General features: G+C 72.3%; 15 protein-coding genes. 11 read left to right on the top strand and 4 right to left on the bottom strand.

The features are described from left to right. The first annotated feature begins 32 nt into the window (after nucleotides 1-32). From IE118_RS14215 to IE118_RS14225, 4 genes are all read left to right on the top strand, one after another. Nucleotides 33-1,622, top strand: coding sequence for an acyl-CoA carboxylase subunit beta (locus tag IE118_RS14215; protein ID WP_189558250.1), 1,590 nt, complete (start codon nucleotides 33-35; stop codon nucleotides 1,620-1,622). A 19-nt stretch (nucleotides 1,623-1,641) separates the two neighbouring features. Continuing rightward, a complete protein-coding gene (locus IE118_RS14220; protein WP_189558251.1) occupies nucleotides 1,642-1,848 on the top strand; it encodes an acyl-CoA carboxylase epsilon subunit in 207 nt (68 codons plus the stop codon). 113 nt (nucleotides 1,849-1,961) lie between these two features. Further along, nucleotides 1,962-2,090 (top strand): morphogenic membrane protein MmpB, encoded by a 129-nt coding sequence (gene mmpB, locus IE118_RS34455; protein WP_268248941.1) that lies wholly within the window; start codon nucleotides 1,962-1,964, stop codon nucleotides 2,088-2,090. A 31-nt stretch (nucleotides 2,091-2,121) separates the two neighbouring features. Further along, the gene (locus tag IE118_RS14225) at nucleotides 2,122-2,742 is read left to right on the top strand and encodes a Maf family protein (RefSeq protein WP_189558252.1); all 621 of its coding nucleotides are present in this window, start codon (nucleotides 2,122-2,124) and stop codon (nucleotides 2,740-2,742) included. Here the strand turns inward: IE118_RS14225 and IE118_RS14230 are convergent. Next, nucleotides 2,711-3,187: a hypothetical protein gene (locus IE118_RS14230; protein ID WP_189558253.1), complete on the bottom strand. Its 477-nt coding sequence runs from the start codon at nucleotides 3,185-3,187 to the stop codon at nucleotides 2,711-2,713. The two genes, IE118_RS14225 and IE118_RS14230, sit on opposite strands and share 32 nt — an antisense overlap. Nucleotides 3,188-3,548: 361 nt before the next feature. Between IE118_RS14230 and IE118_RS14235 the strand changes: the two genes are divergently transcribed. Beyond that, complete coding sequence (locus IE118_RS14235) at nucleotides 3,549-5,321, top strand: acetyl/propionyl/methylcrotonyl-CoA carboxylase subunit alpha (protein ID WP_189558254.1); 1,773 nt, start codon at nucleotides 3,549-3,551, stop codon at nucleotides 5,319-5,321. 352 nt (nucleotides 5,322-5,673) lie between these two features. On the opposite strand, the gene IE118_RS14240 is transcribed toward IE118_RS14235, so the two are convergent. Continuing rightward, nucleotides 5,674-6,621, bottom strand: coding sequence for a DeoR/GlpR family DNA-binding transcription regulator (locus IE118_RS14240; RefSeq protein WP_268248949.1), 948 nt, complete (start codon nucleotides 6,619-6,621; stop codon nucleotides 5,674-5,676). Between the two features lie 166 nt (nucleotides 6,622-6,787). Continuing rightward, nucleotides 6,788-8,236, bottom strand: coding sequence for an NAD(P)H-quinone dehydrogenase (locus tag IE118_RS14245; RefSeq protein ID WP_189558256.1), 1,449 nt, complete (start codon nucleotides 8,234-8,236; stop codon nucleotides 6,788-6,790). A gap of 99 nt (nucleotides 8,237-8,335) precedes the next feature. On the opposite strand from IE118_RS14245, the gene IE118_RS14250 reads away from it, so the two are divergent. The 3 genes from IE118_RS14250 (at nucleotide 8,336) to IE118_RS14260 (ending at nucleotide 11,821) form a co-directional block, all read left to right on the top strand. Beyond that, a complete protein-coding gene (locus IE118_RS14250; protein ID WP_189558257.1) occupies nucleotides 8,336-8,776 on the top strand; it encodes a gamma-glutamylcyclotransferase family protein in 441 nt (146 codons plus the stop codon). A 91-nt stretch (nucleotides 8,777-8,867) separates the two neighbouring features. Next, nucleotides 8,868-9,692 (top strand): purine-nucleoside phosphorylase, encoded by an 825-nt coding sequence (locus IE118_RS14255; RefSeq protein ID WP_189558258.1) that lies wholly within the window; start codon nucleotides 8,868-8,870, stop codon nucleotides 9,690-9,692. Nucleotides 9,693-10,171: 479 nt separating this feature from the next. Beyond that, a complete protein-coding gene (locus tag IE118_RS14260) occupies nucleotides 10,172-11,821 on the top strand; it encodes a phospho-sugar mutase (protein ID WP_189558259.1) in 1,650 nt (549 codons plus the stop codon). Between the two features lie 288 nt (nucleotides 11,822-12,109). Here IE118_RS14260 and IE118_RS14265 read toward each other — a convergent pair whose 3' ends face one another. Then, on the bottom strand, nucleotides 12,110-12,823 hold the full coding sequence (locus tag IE118_RS14265; RefSeq protein ID WP_189558260.1) for a PH domain-containing protein: 714 nt from the start codon (nucleotides 12,821-12,823) through the stop codon (nucleotides 12,110-12,112). Between the two features lie 112 nt (nucleotides 12,824-12,935). Between IE118_RS14265 and deoC the strand changes: the two genes are divergently transcribed. Genes deoC through IE118_RS14280 form a run of 3 tightly spaced genes read left to right on the top strand, consistent with a single transcriptional unit; the run spans nucleotide 12,936 to nucleotide 16,214 of the window. Then, complete coding sequence (gene deoC / locus IE118_RS14270) at nucleotides 12,936-13,889, top strand: deoxyribose-phosphate aldolase (RefSeq protein ID WP_189558638.1); 954 nt, start codon at nucleotides 12,936-12,938, stop codon at nucleotides 13,887-13,889. 5 nt (nucleotides 13,890-13,894) lie between these two features. Beyond that, complete coding sequence (locus IE118_RS14275; protein WP_189558261.1) at nucleotides 13,895-15,331, top strand: aldehyde dehydrogenase family protein; 1,437 nt, start codon at nucleotides 13,895-13,897, stop codon at nucleotides 15,329-15,331. Beyond that, entirely contained in the window at nucleotides 15,324-16,214 is an 891-nt protein-coding gene (locus tag IE118_RS14280; protein ID WP_189558262.1) for an aldehyde dehydrogenase family protein, read from the top strand. Before IE118_RS14275 ends, IE118_RS14280 begins: the two co-directional genes overlap by 8 nt. The last annotated feature ends 45 nt before the right edge of the window (nucleotides 16,215-16,259 follow it).

Raw genomic sequence — 16,259 nt, forward strand, 5'->3', positions numbered from 1 at the left:
CCCCTTTTGAGCAGGCAGGGAGCCGCATCCCGATGTCCGAGCCGGAAGAGCAGCAGCCTGACATTCACACGACCGCGGGCAAGCTCGCGGATCTTCAGCGTCGCATCGAAGAGGCGACGCACGCCGGCTCCGCACGCGCGGTCGAAAAGCAGCACGCCAAGGGCAAGCTGACGGCGCGTGAGCGGATCCATCTCCTGCTCGACGAGGGCTCCTTCGTCGAACTGGACGAGTTCGCCCGGCACCGCTCCACCAACTTCGGTCTCGACGCCAACCGCCCCTACGGCGACGGCGTCGTCACCGGCTACGGAACCGTCGACGGCCGCCCCGTGGCCGTCTTCTCGCAGGACTTCACCGTCTTCGGCGGAGCCCTCGGCGAGGTCTACGGCCAGAAGATCGTCAAGGTCATGGACTTCGCGCTGAAGACGGGCTGCCCGGTCATCGGCATCAACGACTCCGGCGGCGCCCGCATCCAGGAGGGCGTGGCCTCCCTCGGCGCGTACGGCGAGATCTTCCGCCGCAACACCCACGCCTCCGGCGTGATCCCGCAGATCAGCCTGGTCGTGGGCCCGTGCGCGGGCGGCGCGGTCTACTCCCCCGCGATCACCGACTTCACGATCATGGTCGACCAGACGTCGCACATGTTCATCACGGGACCGGACGTCATCAAGACGGTCACCGGTGAGGACGTCGGCTTCGAGGAGCTGGGCGGCGCCCGCACCCACAACTCGACCTCCGGCGTCGCCCACCACATGGCCGGCGACGAGAAGGACGCGATCGAGTACGTCAAGCAGCTCCTGTCCTTCCTCCCGTCCAACAACCTCTCCGACCCCCCGGCGTACCCGGAGGAGGCGGACCTGACGGTCACGGACGAGGACCTCGAACTCGACACGATCGTCCCGGACTCGGCGAACCAGCCGTACGACATGCACGCCGTCATCGAGCACGTCCTCGACGACGCCGAGTTCTTCGAGACGCAGCCCCTCTTCGCGCCGAACATCCTCACCGGTTACGGCCGGGTCGAGGGCCGCCCCGTCGGCATCGTCGCCAACCAGCCCATGCAGTTCGCCGGCTGCCTGGACATCACCGCCTCCGAGAAGGCGGCCCGCTTCGTGCGCACCTGCGACGCCTTCAACATCCCGGTCATCACCTTCGTCGACGTGCCCGGCTTCCTGCCCGGCGTGGACCAGGAGCACGACGGCATCATCCGGCGCGGCGCCAAGCTGATCTTCGCCTACGCCGAGGCCACCGTCCCGCTCATCACGGTCATCACCCGCAAGGCCTTCGGCGGCGCGTACGACGTGATGGGCTCCAAGCACCTGGGCGCCGACCTCAACCTGGCCTGGCCCACCGCCCAGATCGCCGTGATGGGCGCGCAGGGCGCCGTCAACATCCTGCACCGCCGCACCATCGCCGAGGCGGACGACGCGGAGGCGACCCGCGCCCGGCTGATGCAGGAGTACGAGGACGCCCTCCTCAACCCCTACGTCGCGGCCGAGCGCGGCTACGTCGACGCGGTGATCATGCCGTCCGACACCCGCCGTCACATCGTGCGCGGACTGCGCCAGCTGCGCACCAAGCGCGAGAGCCTGCCCCCGAAGAAGCACGGCAACATCCCCCTCTGAGGTTCGTGAAGGAGCTGCTGTGATCAAGGTCGTACGGGGCAACCCGACCCCGGAGGAGCTGGCCGCCGCGCTGGCGGTGGTCCGGGCCCGCGCCGCGGCGGCGTCCGCCGTGCCGTCCGGCGCTCCCGCACCCCGCGACTCGTGGTCCGACCCGTCCCGCATCGCCGCGCACCACCTGCCCCGGCCGGGGCAGACGTCGTGGACCCGCACCTACTGGCCGAGCTGACGACGACCGACGACCCGCCGGAGCGCGGCGTTCCCCGAACGGCGGGGGCGCCGCGCCCCTACTTGAGTACGCGTACTCAGGCACGCCGACCTGCGAAGCCGCAGGCTGGTGGCATGCTGTGGTCCGACCCCGAGAACGAGCCGCCCGAGGAACTGCGGGACACGCAGGACATGCTGCGGCGGCTGGGCGTTCTCATGGCGCTGGCCATGGTGGTCGCCATGATCGTGATCGGTGTGAGGTGAGGCGTCCGGGCGACGTCGATACGCTGACCGCATGACAGCTGACCAGCGCCGCCGCCTCGTGCTCGCCTCCCAGTCCCCCGCCCGGCTCGGGCTGCTCCGCCAGGCCGGACTGGCCCCCGAGGTGATCGTCAGCGGGGTCGACGAGGACGCCGTCACCGCACCCACCCCCGCCGAACTGGCGCTCGCCCTGGCCGAGGCCAAGGCCTCCGTCGTGGCCGCGAAGCCCGAGGTCAAGGGCGCGCTGGTGATCGGCTGCGACTCCGTCCTGGACCTGGACGGCCGGGCCCTCGGGAAGCCCGCGGACGCCGAGGAGGCCACCGCGCGCTGGAAGGCGATGCGGGGCCGTGCGGGCACGCTCCAGACCGGCCACTGCGTCTACGACACGCTCAGCGGCCGGTACTCCTCCGCCACCGCGTCCACGGTCGTCCGTTTCGGTGAACCCTCGGACGAGGAGATCGCCGCCTACGTCGCCTCCGGCGAACCGCTGCACGTGGCCGGGGCGTTCACCCTGGACGGCCGCTCGGCGCCGTTCATCGACGGCATCGACGGCGACCACGGCAACGTGATCGGCATCAGCCTGCCCCTGGTGCGCCGCCTGCTGGCCGAACTGGGCGTCGGCATCACGGAGCTGTGGGAGCGGCCGGAGGGGTGACGGGGGAACCGCCGGTGCCGCCCGCGGGGGCGGTGCCGGCCGCGCCGCCCTCCGCGCGGCCGTCGTACGTCATCAGGAGCAGCACGATCAGCCCGAGTACGGCCACCATGAACAGGAACGCGGTCCAGCCGATCAGCCCCCAGGCGAACGCGCCCAGCAGGGCGTGCACCACCGCGGCGCTGACCAGCAGCACCTTGCCGGCGCCGGCGGGCGCCCGGTCGCGCAGCGCGACCAGCAGGGCCACCAGGCCGCACAGGGCGAAGTAGAGCCCGAAGACGACCCCGCCCGCCTTCGAGGACACCGCCATCATGTGCGGGTCGAGGCCCGCCAGCGACATGTCCTGCCGGTCGACGACGACGCCCAGGAACCAGTTCACCGCCGCGATGCCGAGCGCCTCCGCGAACAGCACGAGCGCCACGGCCCACGCCACCGGTCTGCGCACCACCGGCTCCACTCCCTCTCGAGCACGACTGCGGTTACCCCGAGTATGTTCGGGCCGACGCGAAGGCTACTCACGGGTATACCTCGGTACAAGGGTTCCGCGAGTGGCAAAGAATCATTGGGCCATTCGTAGGGACTCGACAAAGAATCGAAGTGGGCCGCAGCACGCTCTCACAGAGACCTTGACCACACGAGGCCGCTAGGGTTTCCCGGAGGAGTCCTGCGTACCGAGGTGCGACAAGGGATTTCGCGGGTCGAGCAAGCCTCGCATCACGCTCCGTGTGGGCAAGCTCACCACTGGGGACGGGTCGATGTGTCGTGTCGGCAGTCCCTAAACTCGGCTTGTTTCAAGGAGGGAGCCTCAAGTGCGCAAGGTGCTCATCGCCAACCGTGGCGAAATCGCTGTCCGCGTTGCCCGGGCCTGCCGGGATGCCGGAATCGCGAGCGTTGCCGTCTACGCCGACCCGGACCGGGACGCTCTGCATGTCCGCGCCGCGGATGAGGCGTTCGCCCTGGGCGGTGACACTCCGGCCACCAGCTACCTGGACATGGAGAAGGTACTGAAGGCCGCGCGGGAGTCGGGGGCCGACGCCGTCCACCCCGGTTACGGCTTCCTCTCCGAGAACGCCGAGTTCGCGCAGGCGGTCCTGGACGCGGGCCTGATCTGGATCGGACCGCCGCCGCAGGCCATCCGCGACCTGGGTGACAAGGTCGCCGCGCGGCACATCGCCCAGCGCGCCGGCGCCCCCCTGGTGGCGGGTACGCCCGACCCGGTCTCCGGCGCCGACGAGGTCGTCGCGTTCGCCGAGCAGCACGGCCTGCCGATCGCCATCAAGGCCGCGTTCGGCGGTGGCGGGCGCGGACTGAAGGTGGCCCGCACCCTCGAAGAGGTGCCCGAGCTGTACGACTCCGCCGTGCGCGAGGCGGTGGCCGCGTTCGGCCGCGGCGAGTGCTTCGTCGAGCGCTACCTGGACAAGCCGCGGCACGTGGAGACGCAGTGCCTGGCGGACCGGCACGGCAACGTGGTGGTCGTGTCCACGCGTGACTGTTCACTCCAGCGGCGGCACCAGAAGCTCGTCGAGGAGGCGCCCGCACCCTTCCTGTCGGACGCCCAGATGGAGGAGCTGTACTCCGCCTCCAAGGCCATCCTCAAGGAGGCCGGCTACGTCGGTGCCGGCACCGTGGAGTTCCTGGTCGGCCTCGACGGGACGATCTCCTTCCTGGAGGTCAACACGCGTCTGCAGGTCGAGCACCCGGTCACCGAGGAAGTCGCCGGCATCGACCTCGTCCGGGAGATGTTCCGTATCGCCGACGGCGAGGAGCTCGGCTACGGCGACCCGGAGCTGCGCGGTCACTCCTTCGAGTTCCGCATCAACGGCGAGGACCCGGGCCGGGGCTTCCTGCCGGCGCCCGGCACGGTCACGACGTTCGCCCCGCCGTCCGGTCCTGGCGTGCGCCTGGACGCGGGCGTGGAGTCCGGCAGCGTCATCGGCCCCGCGTGGGACTCGCTGCTGGCGAAGCTGATCGTCACCGGCCGCACCCGCAAGGAGGCGCTGGAGCGGGCCTCGCGCGCCCTGGAGGAGTTCCGGGTCGAGGGCATGGCGACGGCGATCCCGTTCCACCGCGCGGTCGTCACCGACCCGGCGTTCGCTCCGGAGCTCACCGGTTCGGCGGACCCGTTCACGGTGCACACGCGGTGGATCGAGACGGAGTTCGTCAACGAGATCAAGCCGTTCGCCGCTGCCGTGGACGCGGAGGCCGAGGAGGACGCGGGCCGCGAGACGGTGGTCGTCGAGGTCGGCGGCAAGCGCCTGGAGGTCTCGCTCCCGGCGTCGCTCGGCATGTCCCTGGCCCGTACGGGTCTGGCGGCCGGCGCGAAGCCGAAGCGGCGCGCGGCGAAGAAGTCCGGCCCGGTGGCCTCCGGTGACACCCTCGCCTCCCCGATGCAGGGCACGATCGTGAAGATCGCCGTGGAGGAGGGCCAGGAGGTCAAGGAGGGCGACCTGGTCGTCGTCCTGGAGGCCATGAAGATGGAGCAGCCCCTCAACGCGCACCGCTCGGGCACGATCAAGGGTCTGGCCGCGGAGGTCGGCGCCTCGGTGACGTCCGGCGCGGCCATCTGCGAGATCAAGGACTGACCCGTCCTCCCACCCGGGCCCGCCGGGCCCGGGTGGACGCCGGGGTCACCGTCTCGACGGAGAACCACGGCAGATCGGTGGCGCGTGTGACCGGACCCGTCGACCGGCTCGCGCCGACGCGGTGGCGGAGCCGGTTGCCGGTGTGCACCGTGGCCCGCGAGTGCGGCCGGTCCGCGCACCAGCCCTTCGCGCCGGTCCGAGGGTGCCCCGGCGGGGCGCACTCGCGCCGGGCGGAGACGGCGGCACACGAAGCCACCGCGGCCGAGGGCTCGGAGGTGCCGGCGTCATCGAGCCGCCCGGCCCGTCGACACCGCGCAGCGGAACGGCCGGCACCGCCCGCGCGGCGGAGCCGTCACCGCCTGCGCAGATCCGCCACCCGTGCCGCCCGCTCGGCACCCTGACCGGGGCCCTGCTCCGCCGCCGCCCCGAGGGCCACGGCCGTACGGAGTCCCGGCCCCTGCCGCCGCGGGCCGGGAAGGGCCACGTCCCGGCGACGGCGGTCCGGCGGCGGGCCCTCACCCCCCGCGCCCGCGGAACCCCCCGGCGCCCCCGCGACGGCGATCTGCACACCCTGGTCGGCGAGCGCCTGGAGTTCGGTGGCCGCCCGGTCGTCGTGGGCGGGCGGCTCGTCCGTCACCAGCCGGGTGATGAGATCCGTCGGCACGGTCTGGAACATGGTGTCCGTACCGAGTTTCGTGTGGTCCGCGAGGACCACCACCTCCGCCGCGGCCTGCACCAGCGCCCGGTCGACGGACGCCGACAGCATGTTGGACGTGGACAGTCCCCGCTCGGCGGTCAGTCCGCTCCCCGACAGGAAGGCCCGGGACACCCTCAGTCCCTGGAGGGACTGCTCGGCACCGCTGCCGACCAGGGCGTAGTTCGAACCGCGGAGCGTACCGCCGGTCATCACGACCTCCACCCGGTTGGCATGGGCCAACGCCTGGGCGACCAACAGGGAGTTGGTGACGACCGTCAGCCCGGGCACCCGGGCGAGCCGGCGGGCCAGCTCCTGCGTGGTGGTACCCGCGCCGACCACGATGGCCTCGCCCTCTTCCACGAAGTTCGCGGCGAGGTCGGCGATGGCGGTCTTCTCGGCGGTCGCGAGATGGGACTTCTGCGGGAACCCGGACTCTCGCGTGAAACCGCCCGGGAGTACCGCACCGCCGTGCCGGCGGTCGAGGAGTCCTTCTGCCTCCAGCGCGCGCACGTCCCGCCGTACGGTCACTTCGGAGGTCTGGACGACGCGGGCGAGTTCACGGAGCGACACCGCTCCGTTCGCTCGCACCATTTCGAGGATCAATTGGCGACGTTCTGCAGCGAACACGAAACTGACAGTAACGCCGACGACCGTCTGCTTTCAGCAGTTTGCGCTGAATAGCAGAAGTTGTTCGCACGGCCCCACACCAAGTGGTATAGGGCCGCAGCGGCGTCGAGCACGCCCCGTGACCGGCCGCAGGCCGGTCCGCTCAGCCCTCCGCGCCGGCCTTCCGGGTGTGCAACTGCCGCGCCACTTCGGCGATCGACCCCGACAGCGAGGGGTACACGGTGAAGGCGTTCGCGATCTGTTCGACGGTCATATTGTTGTCGACCGCGATCGAGATGGGGTGGATGAGTTCCGAGGCGCGGGGCGCCACGACGACACCGCCCACCACGATCCCGGTGCCCGGACGGCAGAAGATCTTGACGAAGCCGTCCCGGATGCCCTGCATCTTGGCGCGCGGGTTGCGCAGCAGCGGCAGCTTCACCACCCGGGCGTCGATCTTCCCGCCGTCGACGTCGGCCTGGGAGTAGCCGACGGTGGCGATCTCGGGGTCGGTGAACACGTTCGAGGAGACCGTCTTGAGGTTCAGCGGGGCGACCGCGTCACCGAGGAAGTGGTACATGGCGATGCGGCCCTGCATCGCCGCCACCGAGGCGAGCGCGAAGACGCCGGTCACGTCACCGGCGGCGTAGACGCCGGGGGCCGTGGTCCGCGAGACCTTGTCGGTCCAGATGTGGCCCGAGTCGCGCAGCCTGACCCCGGCCTCCTCCAGGCCCATGCCCGCGGAGTTGGGGATGGCGCCCACGGCCATCAGACAGTGCGATCCGGTGATGACCCGCCCGTCGGCCAGGGTCACCTCCACCCGGTCCCCGACCCGCTTGGCGGACTGGGCCCGCGAGCGCGCCATGACGTTCATCCCGCGCCGCCGGAAGACGTCCTCCAGCACCGCGGCGGCGTCCGGGTCCTCGCCCGGCAGCACCCGGTCGCGCGAGGACACCAGCGTCACCCGGGACCCGAGCGCCTGGTAGGCACCGGCGAACTCGGCGCCGGTGACACCGGATCCGACCACGATGAGCTCCTCGGGGAGCTCGTTCAGGTCGTACACCTGCGTCCAGTTGAGGATCCGCTCGCCGTCGGGCCGGGCGTCCGGCAGCTCCCGCGGGTGGCCGCCCGTCGCGATGAGCACGGCGTCCGCGGTGAGCGTCTCCTCGCTGCCGTCCGCGGCGCGCACCACGACCTTGCGCGACCCGTCGAGCGCCTGCATGCCCTCCAGCCGGCCGCGCCCGCGCATCACGCGCGCACCGGCGCGGGTGACCGAGGCGGTGATGTCGTGCGACTGGGCCAGGGCGAGCCGCTTCACACGCCGGTTGACCTTGCCCAGGTCCACCCCCACCACCCGGGCGGCCTGCTCCATGGGCGGGGTGTCGTCGGCGACGATGATGCCCAGCTCCTCGTAGGAGGAGTCGAAGGTGGTCATCACCTCGGCCGTGGCGATGAGGGTCTTGGACGGCACGCAGTCGGTGAGCACCGACGCCCCGCCCAGTCCGTCGGCGTCGACGACGGTCACCTCCGCGCCGAGCTGAGCGGCGACCAGCGCCGCTTCGTATCCGCCGGGTCCGCCACCGATGATCACGATCCGAGTCACGTACTCCATTGTCCCGCACACTTCACCGTGCGACCGCCCGGGGGCCGCAGCCGTGGCCCCGCTGTTACCGACAGGGGCGCCCGTGCCCGCTGCCGTACCCTTCACCCCATGTCGCTCTACGCCGCGTACGCCGGCAACCTCGACGCGCGGCTGATGTCCCGCCGCGCCCCGCACTCGCCGCTGCGCGCCACCGGCTGGCTGAACGGGTGGCGGCTGACGTTCGGGGGCGAGCACATGGGCTGGGAGGGTTCCCTCGCGACCCTCGTCGAGGACCCGCTCTCCCAGGTCTTCGTGGCGCTCTACGACATCGCCCCGATGGACGAGGAGTCGCTGGACGGCTGGGAGGGGGCGGGCAGCCTGGACCTCTACCGCCGCACCCGGGTCCGCGTGCACACCCTCGACGGCGAGGACCGGGCCTGGGCCTACGTCCTGAACAGCTACGAGGGCGGCCTGCCCGCGGCCCGCTACCTGGGCGAAATCGCCGACGCGGCCGAGTCCGCGGGCGCACCCCACGACTACGTGATGGAACTGCGTAAACGTCCCTGCTGACGCGTCCCGGCGGAACACGACAAGACAACGATCGCCAACCCGTCGCCCCACACATCTACGCGCGTAGGCGAATACCGGCTACCCTCGTCGCGTGAACGCTTCTCTTCTTCCGGACGACATCCAGGGCGACCCCTACGCCGCAGCCGACGCCGCCGCCGCGCGCCTGCGTGAACTCTCGGGCGCCGAGACCCACGACGTCGCCCTCGTGATGGGCTCCGGCTGGGCCCCGGCCGTGGACGCCCTCGGTACGCCCGAGGCCGAGTTCCAGGTGACCGAACTGCCCGGCTTCCCGCCTCCGGCGGTCGAGGGCCACGGAGGCAAGATCCGCTCGTACCGCATCGGTGCGAAGCGCGCCCTGGTCTTCCTGGGCCGTACGCACTACTACGAGGGCCGCGGGGTGGCCTCCGTCGCCCACGGTGTGCGCACGGCGGTGGCGGCGGGCGCCAAGACGGTCGTCCTCACCAACGGCTGCGGCGGCCTGCGCGAGGGCATGCGCCCCGGCCAGCCCGTCCTGATCAGCGACCACATCAACCTCACCGCCACCTCCCCGATCGTCGGCGCGAACTTCGTCGACCTCACCGACCTGTACTCGCCGCGTCTGCGGGCGCTGTGCAAGGAGATCGACGCGAGCCTGGAGGAGGGGGTCTACGCCCAGTTCCCCGGCCCGCACTACGAGACCCCGGCGGAGATCCGGATGGCCCGGGTGATCGGGGCGGACCTGGTCGGCATGTCGACGGTCCTCGAGGCGATCGCCGCACGGGAGGCGGGCGCGGAGGTGCTGGGCATCTCGCTGGTCACCAACCTCGCCGCGGGGATGACGGGTGAGCCGCTGAACCACGAGGAGGTCCTGCAGGCGGGGCGCGACTCCGCGACGCGGATGGGTGCGCTGCTGACGCAGGTGCTCGGACGCCTGTAGCGCGGACGTCGCCAGGGCTCCCTGTGCCGTTACCGGTCGGGGGTCCCGGCGCAGCCCGGCGCCTGCGGGGTGCCGTCGCGCCCACCCGTGCCGCCCCAGCGGCACGACTGCCCGCGGGGAGCGGTGGCGGATATGGCCGCACACGGCGTGCTGTGCGCACCGCGGTGGGCGTGTGTGGCCGCCCGTGGCGGGGAGGGGACGGGGCGGGGGTGGCCGCCCGCAGTGGCCGGCGCGTCCACACCCTCACCACCACCGGGCGACACTCCCGCGCCGGTCCGAGGACGGACACCCCCGCCCCGTCCCCGCACCACCCACCCACCACAGGCGCCACGCGCACCCCCACCGAAGGCGAAGCGGCGCCGCAGGCACCCCACCCACCACGCCGCAGGCACCCCGCAGGCATCCACCCACCACGCCGCGGACCACGCCACACCCATGGACACTTGACAGACGACAACCGAGAGAGGCCGACCGAAACCGTGGAAGACGTCGCGCTCATCGCACAGGCACAGGCATGGCTCGCCGAGGACCCCGACCCGGACACCCGTGAGGAACTCGCCCGCCTCGTCGACACCGGCGACCACACCGAACTCGCCGCCCGCTTCGGCGGCACCCTCCAGTTCGGCACCGCCGGCCTCCGCGGCGAACTCGGCGCCGGCCCGATGCGCATGAACCGCTCCGTGGTCATCCGCGCCGCCGCCGGCCTCGCCGCGTACCTGAAGAAGCAGGGGACCCCCCACGGGGACGACACGGCCGGCCTCGTCGTCATCGGCTACGACGCCCGCCACAAGTCGGCCACGTTCGCCGAGGACACCGCCGCCGTCATGACCGGCGCCGGCCTCCGGGCGGCCGTGCTCGACCGGCCCCTCCCGACCCCCGTGCTCGCCTTCGCCATACGGCACCTCGGCGCCGTCGCCGGCGTGGAGGTCACCGCCAGCCACAACCCGCCCCGGGACAACGGCTACAAGGTGTACCTCGGCGACGGCTCCCAGATCGTCCCCCCGGCCGACGCGGAGATCGCCGCCGAGATCGAGGCCGTGGCCTCGCTCGCCGCCGTCCCCCGTCCCACCGAAGGCTGGGAGACCCTCGACGACGCGGTCCTCGACGCCTACCTCGCCCGCACGGACGCGGTCCTCGCCAAGGGCTCCCCCCGCACCGCCCGCACGGTCTACACCGCGATGCACGGCGTCGGCAAGGACGTCCTCCTCGCCGCGTTCGCCCGCGCGGGCTTCCCCACCCCCGAGCTGGTCGCCGAGCAGGCCGAGCCCGACCCGGAGTTCCCGACCGTCGCGTTCCCCAACCCGGAGGAACCCGGCGCGATGGACCTCGCCTTCGCGAAGGCCCGCGAGACGGACCCCGACCTGGTCATCGCCAACGACCCCGACGCCGACCGCTGCGCCGCCGCCGTCAAGGACGGCGCGGACTGGCGCATGCTGCGCGGCGACGAGGTCGGCGCCCTGCTCGCCGCCCACCTGGTCCGCCGCGGGGCGACCGGCACCTTCGCGGAGTCGATCGTCTCCTCCAGCCTCCTCGGCCGCATCGCCGAGAAGGCCGGCCTCCCCCACGAGGAGACCCTGACCGGGTTCAAGTGGATCGCGCGGGTCGAGGGCCTGCGCTACGGCTACGAGGAGGCCCTCGGCTACTGCGTCGACCCGGAGGGCGTGCGCGACAAGGACGGCATCACCGCCGCACTGCTGCTCACCGAACTCGCCTCCGACCTCAAGGCCGACGGCCGTACCCTCCTCGACCTCCTCGACGACCTCGCCGTCGAGCACGGTCTGCACGCCACCGACCAGCTCTCGGTCCGCGTGCAGGACCTCGGGATCATCGCCTCCGCGATGCGCCGCCTGCGCGAGCAGCCGCCCACGGAGCTGGCCGGCCTGCGCATCACCACCGCCGAGGACCTCACGCGGGGGACGGAGAAGCTCCCGCCCACCGACGGCCTCCGCTACACCTTGGACGGCGCGAGGGTCGTCGTCCGCCCGAGCGGCACGGAGCCGAAGCTGAAGTGCTACCTGGAGGTGGTGGTCCCGGTCCCCGACAAGGCCGGCCTCCCGGAGGCCCGCGCCAGGGCGGCCGCGCTCCTGGAGCGGATCAAGCAGGACCTCGCCCGGGCAGCGGGCATCTGAGACCGGCACGCATCCGCGAGCGGCTCACGCGGGGCGGGACTCCCGCCCCGCGTGACGCACCCCCGGCCCGCTCGACTCGCCCCACGACCGGCGGCACCCACCCCACGGCCGGCGTGCCTCACACCGAGGCCGGCGCCCCCACGCCACGGCCGCCGTGATCCACTCCACGGCGGGCAGCGCCCGCCCCACGGCGGGCAGCGCCCACCCGATGCCGGCCGAAGTGCCTCACCCCACGGCCGGCACCGCTCACCCCACGGCCGCCGTGCCTCACCCCATGGTCGACGTGCCTCACCCCACGCCCAGCAGCACACCCAGCAGCACGGCCCCCGCGACCGCGGGCCCCACCACCTCGTAGGCCCACCGCACGGTCACCTCGCCCTGCGCGGCCTCCGCGTCGTGCCGCCGCTCGCGCAGCTCCCGCATCTCCTCCATCGCCCGGTCGCTCTCGTGCCGCCGCGGCCCCGCCGGGGCACCCCCGGTACCGAGCCCGTCCAGACCCACGCCACCGGCCGCACCGGCACCGCCACCCCCGTGGGCGGCCCGTGCCGCCCGCGCGGCGGCCCGCGACTCGTGCCGCGCCGCCCGGCCCCGGGCCCGCAGCGAGACCGGGAGGGCCCACAGCTGGTACTTCTCGCCGGAGAGGGTGACGACCTCGTTGGAGAATCCGGACCGCAGCGAGGCGACCTGCCCCCAGGGCAGCACGATCACCCGGAACGGGTTGCGCACGCGCAGCCGGTCGTCGTTGACATAGACGGCGGGGCGCAGGGTGTAGGCGACGACCAGCGGCACGACGAGGAGCAGCAGCGCGAGCGCCAGCCACGGGGTGCGGCCCTCGCCGACGACCACCGCGTCGACGCCGAGCCAGCCGGCGACGGCGAGCAGCAGCACACCGCCCACCAGCGCCGCGGGCGAGCGGTAGATCCGGTCCTTGTACGGGGGCGTCGCGGACCCGGCGGGCTTCGTGGGCTCCGGGTCGGGCGACTGGTCCTCGGGGGTCGTCATGCTCCCGATTCTGCACGACGCCCCGGGCGGCCCCGCACGCGGCGGACGCCGTGGGAAACGACCAGGAGGGCTGTACAGCCGCTACGCGCGTAGATATGCTCGTCTGGTGACCATGCCCACCACTGCACCACACGCTCTCAGCGACGTCACCGCGTCCGACGGCACGCTGCGCCGCTTCCTCCACGGGCTGCCCGGCGTCGACGCGGTCGGCCTGGAGGCGCGGGCCGCCTCCCTCGGCACCCGTTCGATCAAGACCACCGCGAAGGCGTACGCCATCGACCTCGCCATCTCGATGGTCGACCTGACGACGCTGGAAGGCGCGGACACCCCGGGCAAGGTCCGGGCGCTCGGCGCGAAGGCGGTCCGTCCCGACCCGACCGACCGCACCACGCCCGCCACGGCCGCGGTCTGCGTCTATCCCGACATGGTGGCCACGGCGAAGGAGGCCGTCGCCGGCTCCACCGTCAAGGTCGCCTCCGTCGCCACCGCGTTCCCGGCCGGCCGCGCCCCGATCGCCGTGAAGCTGGCGGACGTCCGCGAGGCCGTCGCCGCCGGTGCGGACGAGATCGACATGGTCATCGACCGCGGGGCGTTCCTCGCGGGGAACTACCTGAAGGTGTACGACGAGATCACCGCCGTGAAGGAGGCCTGCGGGACGAGCGCCCGCCTGAAGGTCATCTTCGAGACGGGCGAGCTGTCGACGTACGACAACATCCGCCGGGCGAGCTGGCTCGGCATGCTGGCCGGCGCCGACTTCATCAAGACCTCCACCGGCAAGGTCGCCGTCAACGCGACCCCCGCGAACACCCTCCTCATGCTGGAGGCGGTCCGCGACTTCCGCGCCCAGACCGGCGTCCAGGTCGGTGTGAAGCCGGCCGGCGGCATCCGCACGACCAAGGACGCCGTCAAGTTCCTGGTCCTGGTCAACGAGACGGCGGGCGAGGACTGGCTGGACAACCACTGGTTCCGCTTCGGCGCCTCCTCGCTGCTGAACGACCTGCTGATGCAGCGCCAGAAGCTGGCCACAGGCCGTTACTCCGGCCCCGACTACGTGACGGTGGACTGATCACCATGGCACCTGTTTTCGACTACGCGCCGGCGCCCGAGTCCCGCTCGGTCGTCGACATCGCCCCGTCGTACGGCCTGTTCATCGACGGCGAGTTCGCCGAGGCCGCCGACGGCAAGGTCTTCAAGACCGTCTCCCCGTCCACCGAGGAGGTCCTCTCCGAGGTCGCCGAGGCCGGTGAGGCGGACGTCGACCGCGCCGTGCGGGCCGCCCGCAAGGCGTTCGAGAAGTGGTCGGCGCTCCCCGGTTCCGAGCGCGCGAAGTACCTCTTCCGCATCGCCCGGATCATCCAGGAGCGCAGCCGCGAGCTCGCCGTCCTGGAGACCCTCGACAACGGCAAGCCGATCCGGGAGACCCGCGACGCGGACCTCCCCCTGGTCGCCGCGTACTTCTTCTACTACGCGGGCTGGGCCGACAAGCTCGACCACGCCGGCTACGGCGCGGACCCCCGGCCCCTCGGTGTGGCCGGCCAGGTCATCCCGTGGAACTTCCCCCTGCTGATGCTGGCGTGGAAGATCGCCCCGGCGCTCGCGACCGGCAACACGGTCGTCCTGAAGCCGGCCGAGACGACCCCGCTGTCCGCCCTCTTCTTCGCGGACATCTGCCGTCAGGCGGGCCTGCCCAGGGGCGTCGTCAACATCCTCACCGGCGACGGCCGCGCCGGAGCCGCCCTGATCGCCCACCCCGACGTGAACAAGGTCGCCTTCACCGGTTCGACCGCCGTCGGCAAGGAGATCGCGCGCACGGTCGCGGGCACCCGCAAGAAGCTCACCCTCGAACTGGGCGGCAAGGGCGCGAACATCGTCTTCGACGACGCCCCCATCGACCAGGCCGTCGAGGGCATCGTCAACGGCATCTTCTTCAACCAGGGCCAGGTCTGCTGCGCGGGCAGCCGCCTCCTGGTCCAGGAGTCGATCCACGACGAGCTCCTCGACTCCCTCAAGCGCCGTCTCTCCACGCTCCGCCTCGGCGACCCGCTGGACAAGAACACCGACATCGGCGCCATCAACTCCGCCGAGCAGCTGGCCCGGATCACCGCACTGGCCGACCGGGGCGAGGCGGAGGGCGCCGAGCGCTGGTCCCCGGCCTGCGAACTCCCGGAGAACGGCTACTGGTTCGCCCCGACGCTGTTCACGGGCGTCACCCAGGCGCACACCGTCGCCCGCGACGAGATCTTCGGCCCGGTCCTGTCCGTCCTCACCTTCCGCACGCCGGACGAGGCGGTCGCCAAGGCCAACAACACCCCGTACGGCCTGTCGGCGGGCATCTGGACGGAGAAGGGCTCGCGCATCCTGGCGGTCGCGAACAAGCTCCGCGCGGGCGTCGTCTGGTCCAACACGTTCAACAAGTTCGACCCGACCTCGCCGTTCGGCGGTTACAAGGAGTCGGGCTTCGGCCGCGAGGGCGGCCGCCACGGCCTGGAGGCGTACCTCGATGTCTGACGCACGACTTTCCGTACTGAAGACCTACAAGCTGTACGTCGGCGGGAAGTTCCCGCGTTCCGAGAGCGGCCGGGTGTACGAGGTGACGGACTCGAAGCAGAACTGGCTGGCCAACGCCCCCCTCTCGTCCCGCAAGGACGCCCGTGACGCGGTGGTCGCCGCGCGCAAGGCGTTCGGCGGCTGGTCCGGCGCGACGGCGTACAACCGCGGTCAGATCCTCTACCGCGTCGCGGAGATGCTGGAGGGCCGCAGGGAGCAGTACGTCCGTGAGGTCGCCGGCGCCGAGGGCCTGTCGAAGTCGAAGGCCGCCGAGCAGGTGGACGCGGCGATCGACCGCTGGGTCTGGTACGCGGGCTGGACCGACAAGATCGCCCAGGTGACCGGCGGCGGCAACCCGGTCGCGGGCCCGTTCTTCAACCTGTCGTCCCCCGAACCGACGGGCGTGGTCGCGGTACTGGCCCCGCAGGAGTCGTCGTTCCTCGGCCTGGTGTCGGTGGTCGCCCCGGTGATCGCGACGGGCAACACGGCCGTGGTCGTCGCGAGCGAGAAGTCTCCGCTCCCCGCGCTCTCCCTCGGCGAGGTCCTCGCCACCTCCGACCTCCCCGGCGGTGTGGTGAACATCCTCTCCGGCCGTACGGCGGAGATCGCCGCCCCGCTCGCCGCGCACCAGGACGTCAACGCGATCGACCTCGCGGGCGCCGACGAGGCGCTGGCGAAGGAGCTGGAGATCGCGGCCGCCGACAACCTCAAGCGCGTCCTGCGTCCACAGCCTGTGGACGACTGGTCGGCGACGCCCGGCACGGACCGCATGACGGCCTTCCTGGAGACCAAGACCGTCTGGCACCCCACGGGTTCGCTGGGCGCCTCGGGCTCCGCCTACTGAGCCACAGCCCACCCCCCACCACCGGAGCGCCGTGCCCCTCCCCCG

This window comes from Streptomyces pilosus, from assembly GCF_014649835.1.
Lineage (GTDB): Bacteria > Actinomycetota > Actinomycetes > Streptomycetales > Streptomycetaceae > Streptomyces > Streptomyces pilosus.

What these genes read in the sequence shown, in the direction of transcription:
- IE118_RS14215 (WP_189558250.1), top strand. Translation starts at nt 33, where the DNA reads ATGTCCGAGCCGGAAGAGCAGCAGCCTGACATTCACACGACCGCGGGC.
- mmpB (WP_268248941.1), top strand. Translation starts at nt 1,962, where the DNA reads ATGCTGTGGTCCGACCCCGAGAACGAGCCGCCCGAGGAACTGCGGGAC.
- IE118_RS14225 (WP_189558252.1), top strand. Translation starts at nt 2,122, where the DNA reads ATGACAGCTGACCAGCGCCGCCGCCTCGTGCTCGCCTCCCAGTCCCCC.
- IE118_RS14245 (WP_189558256.1), bottom strand. Translation starts at nt 8,236, where the DNA reads ATGGAGTACGTGACTCGGATCGTGATCATCGGTGGCGGACCCGGCGGA.
- IE118_RS14250 (WP_189558257.1), top strand. Translation starts at nt 8,336, where the DNA reads ATGTCGCTCTACGCCGCGTACGCCGGCAACCTCGACGCGCGGCTGATG.
- IE118_RS14265 (WP_189558260.1), bottom strand. Translation starts at nt 12,823, where the DNA reads ATGACGACCCCCGAGGACCAGTCGCCCGACCCGGAGCCCACGAAGCCC.
- deoC (WP_189558638.1), top strand. Translation starts at nt 12,936, where the DNA reads ATGCCCACCACTGCACCACACGCTCTCAGCGACGTCACCGCGTCCGAC.
- IE118_RS14275 (WP_189558261.1), top strand. Translation starts at nt 13,895, where the DNA reads ATGGCACCTGTTTTCGACTACGCGCCGGCGCCCGAGTCCCGCTCGGTC.
- IE118_RS14280 (WP_189558262.1), top strand. Translation starts at nt 15,324, where the DNA reads ATGTCTGACGCACGACTTTCCGTACTGAAGACCTACAAGCTGTACGTC.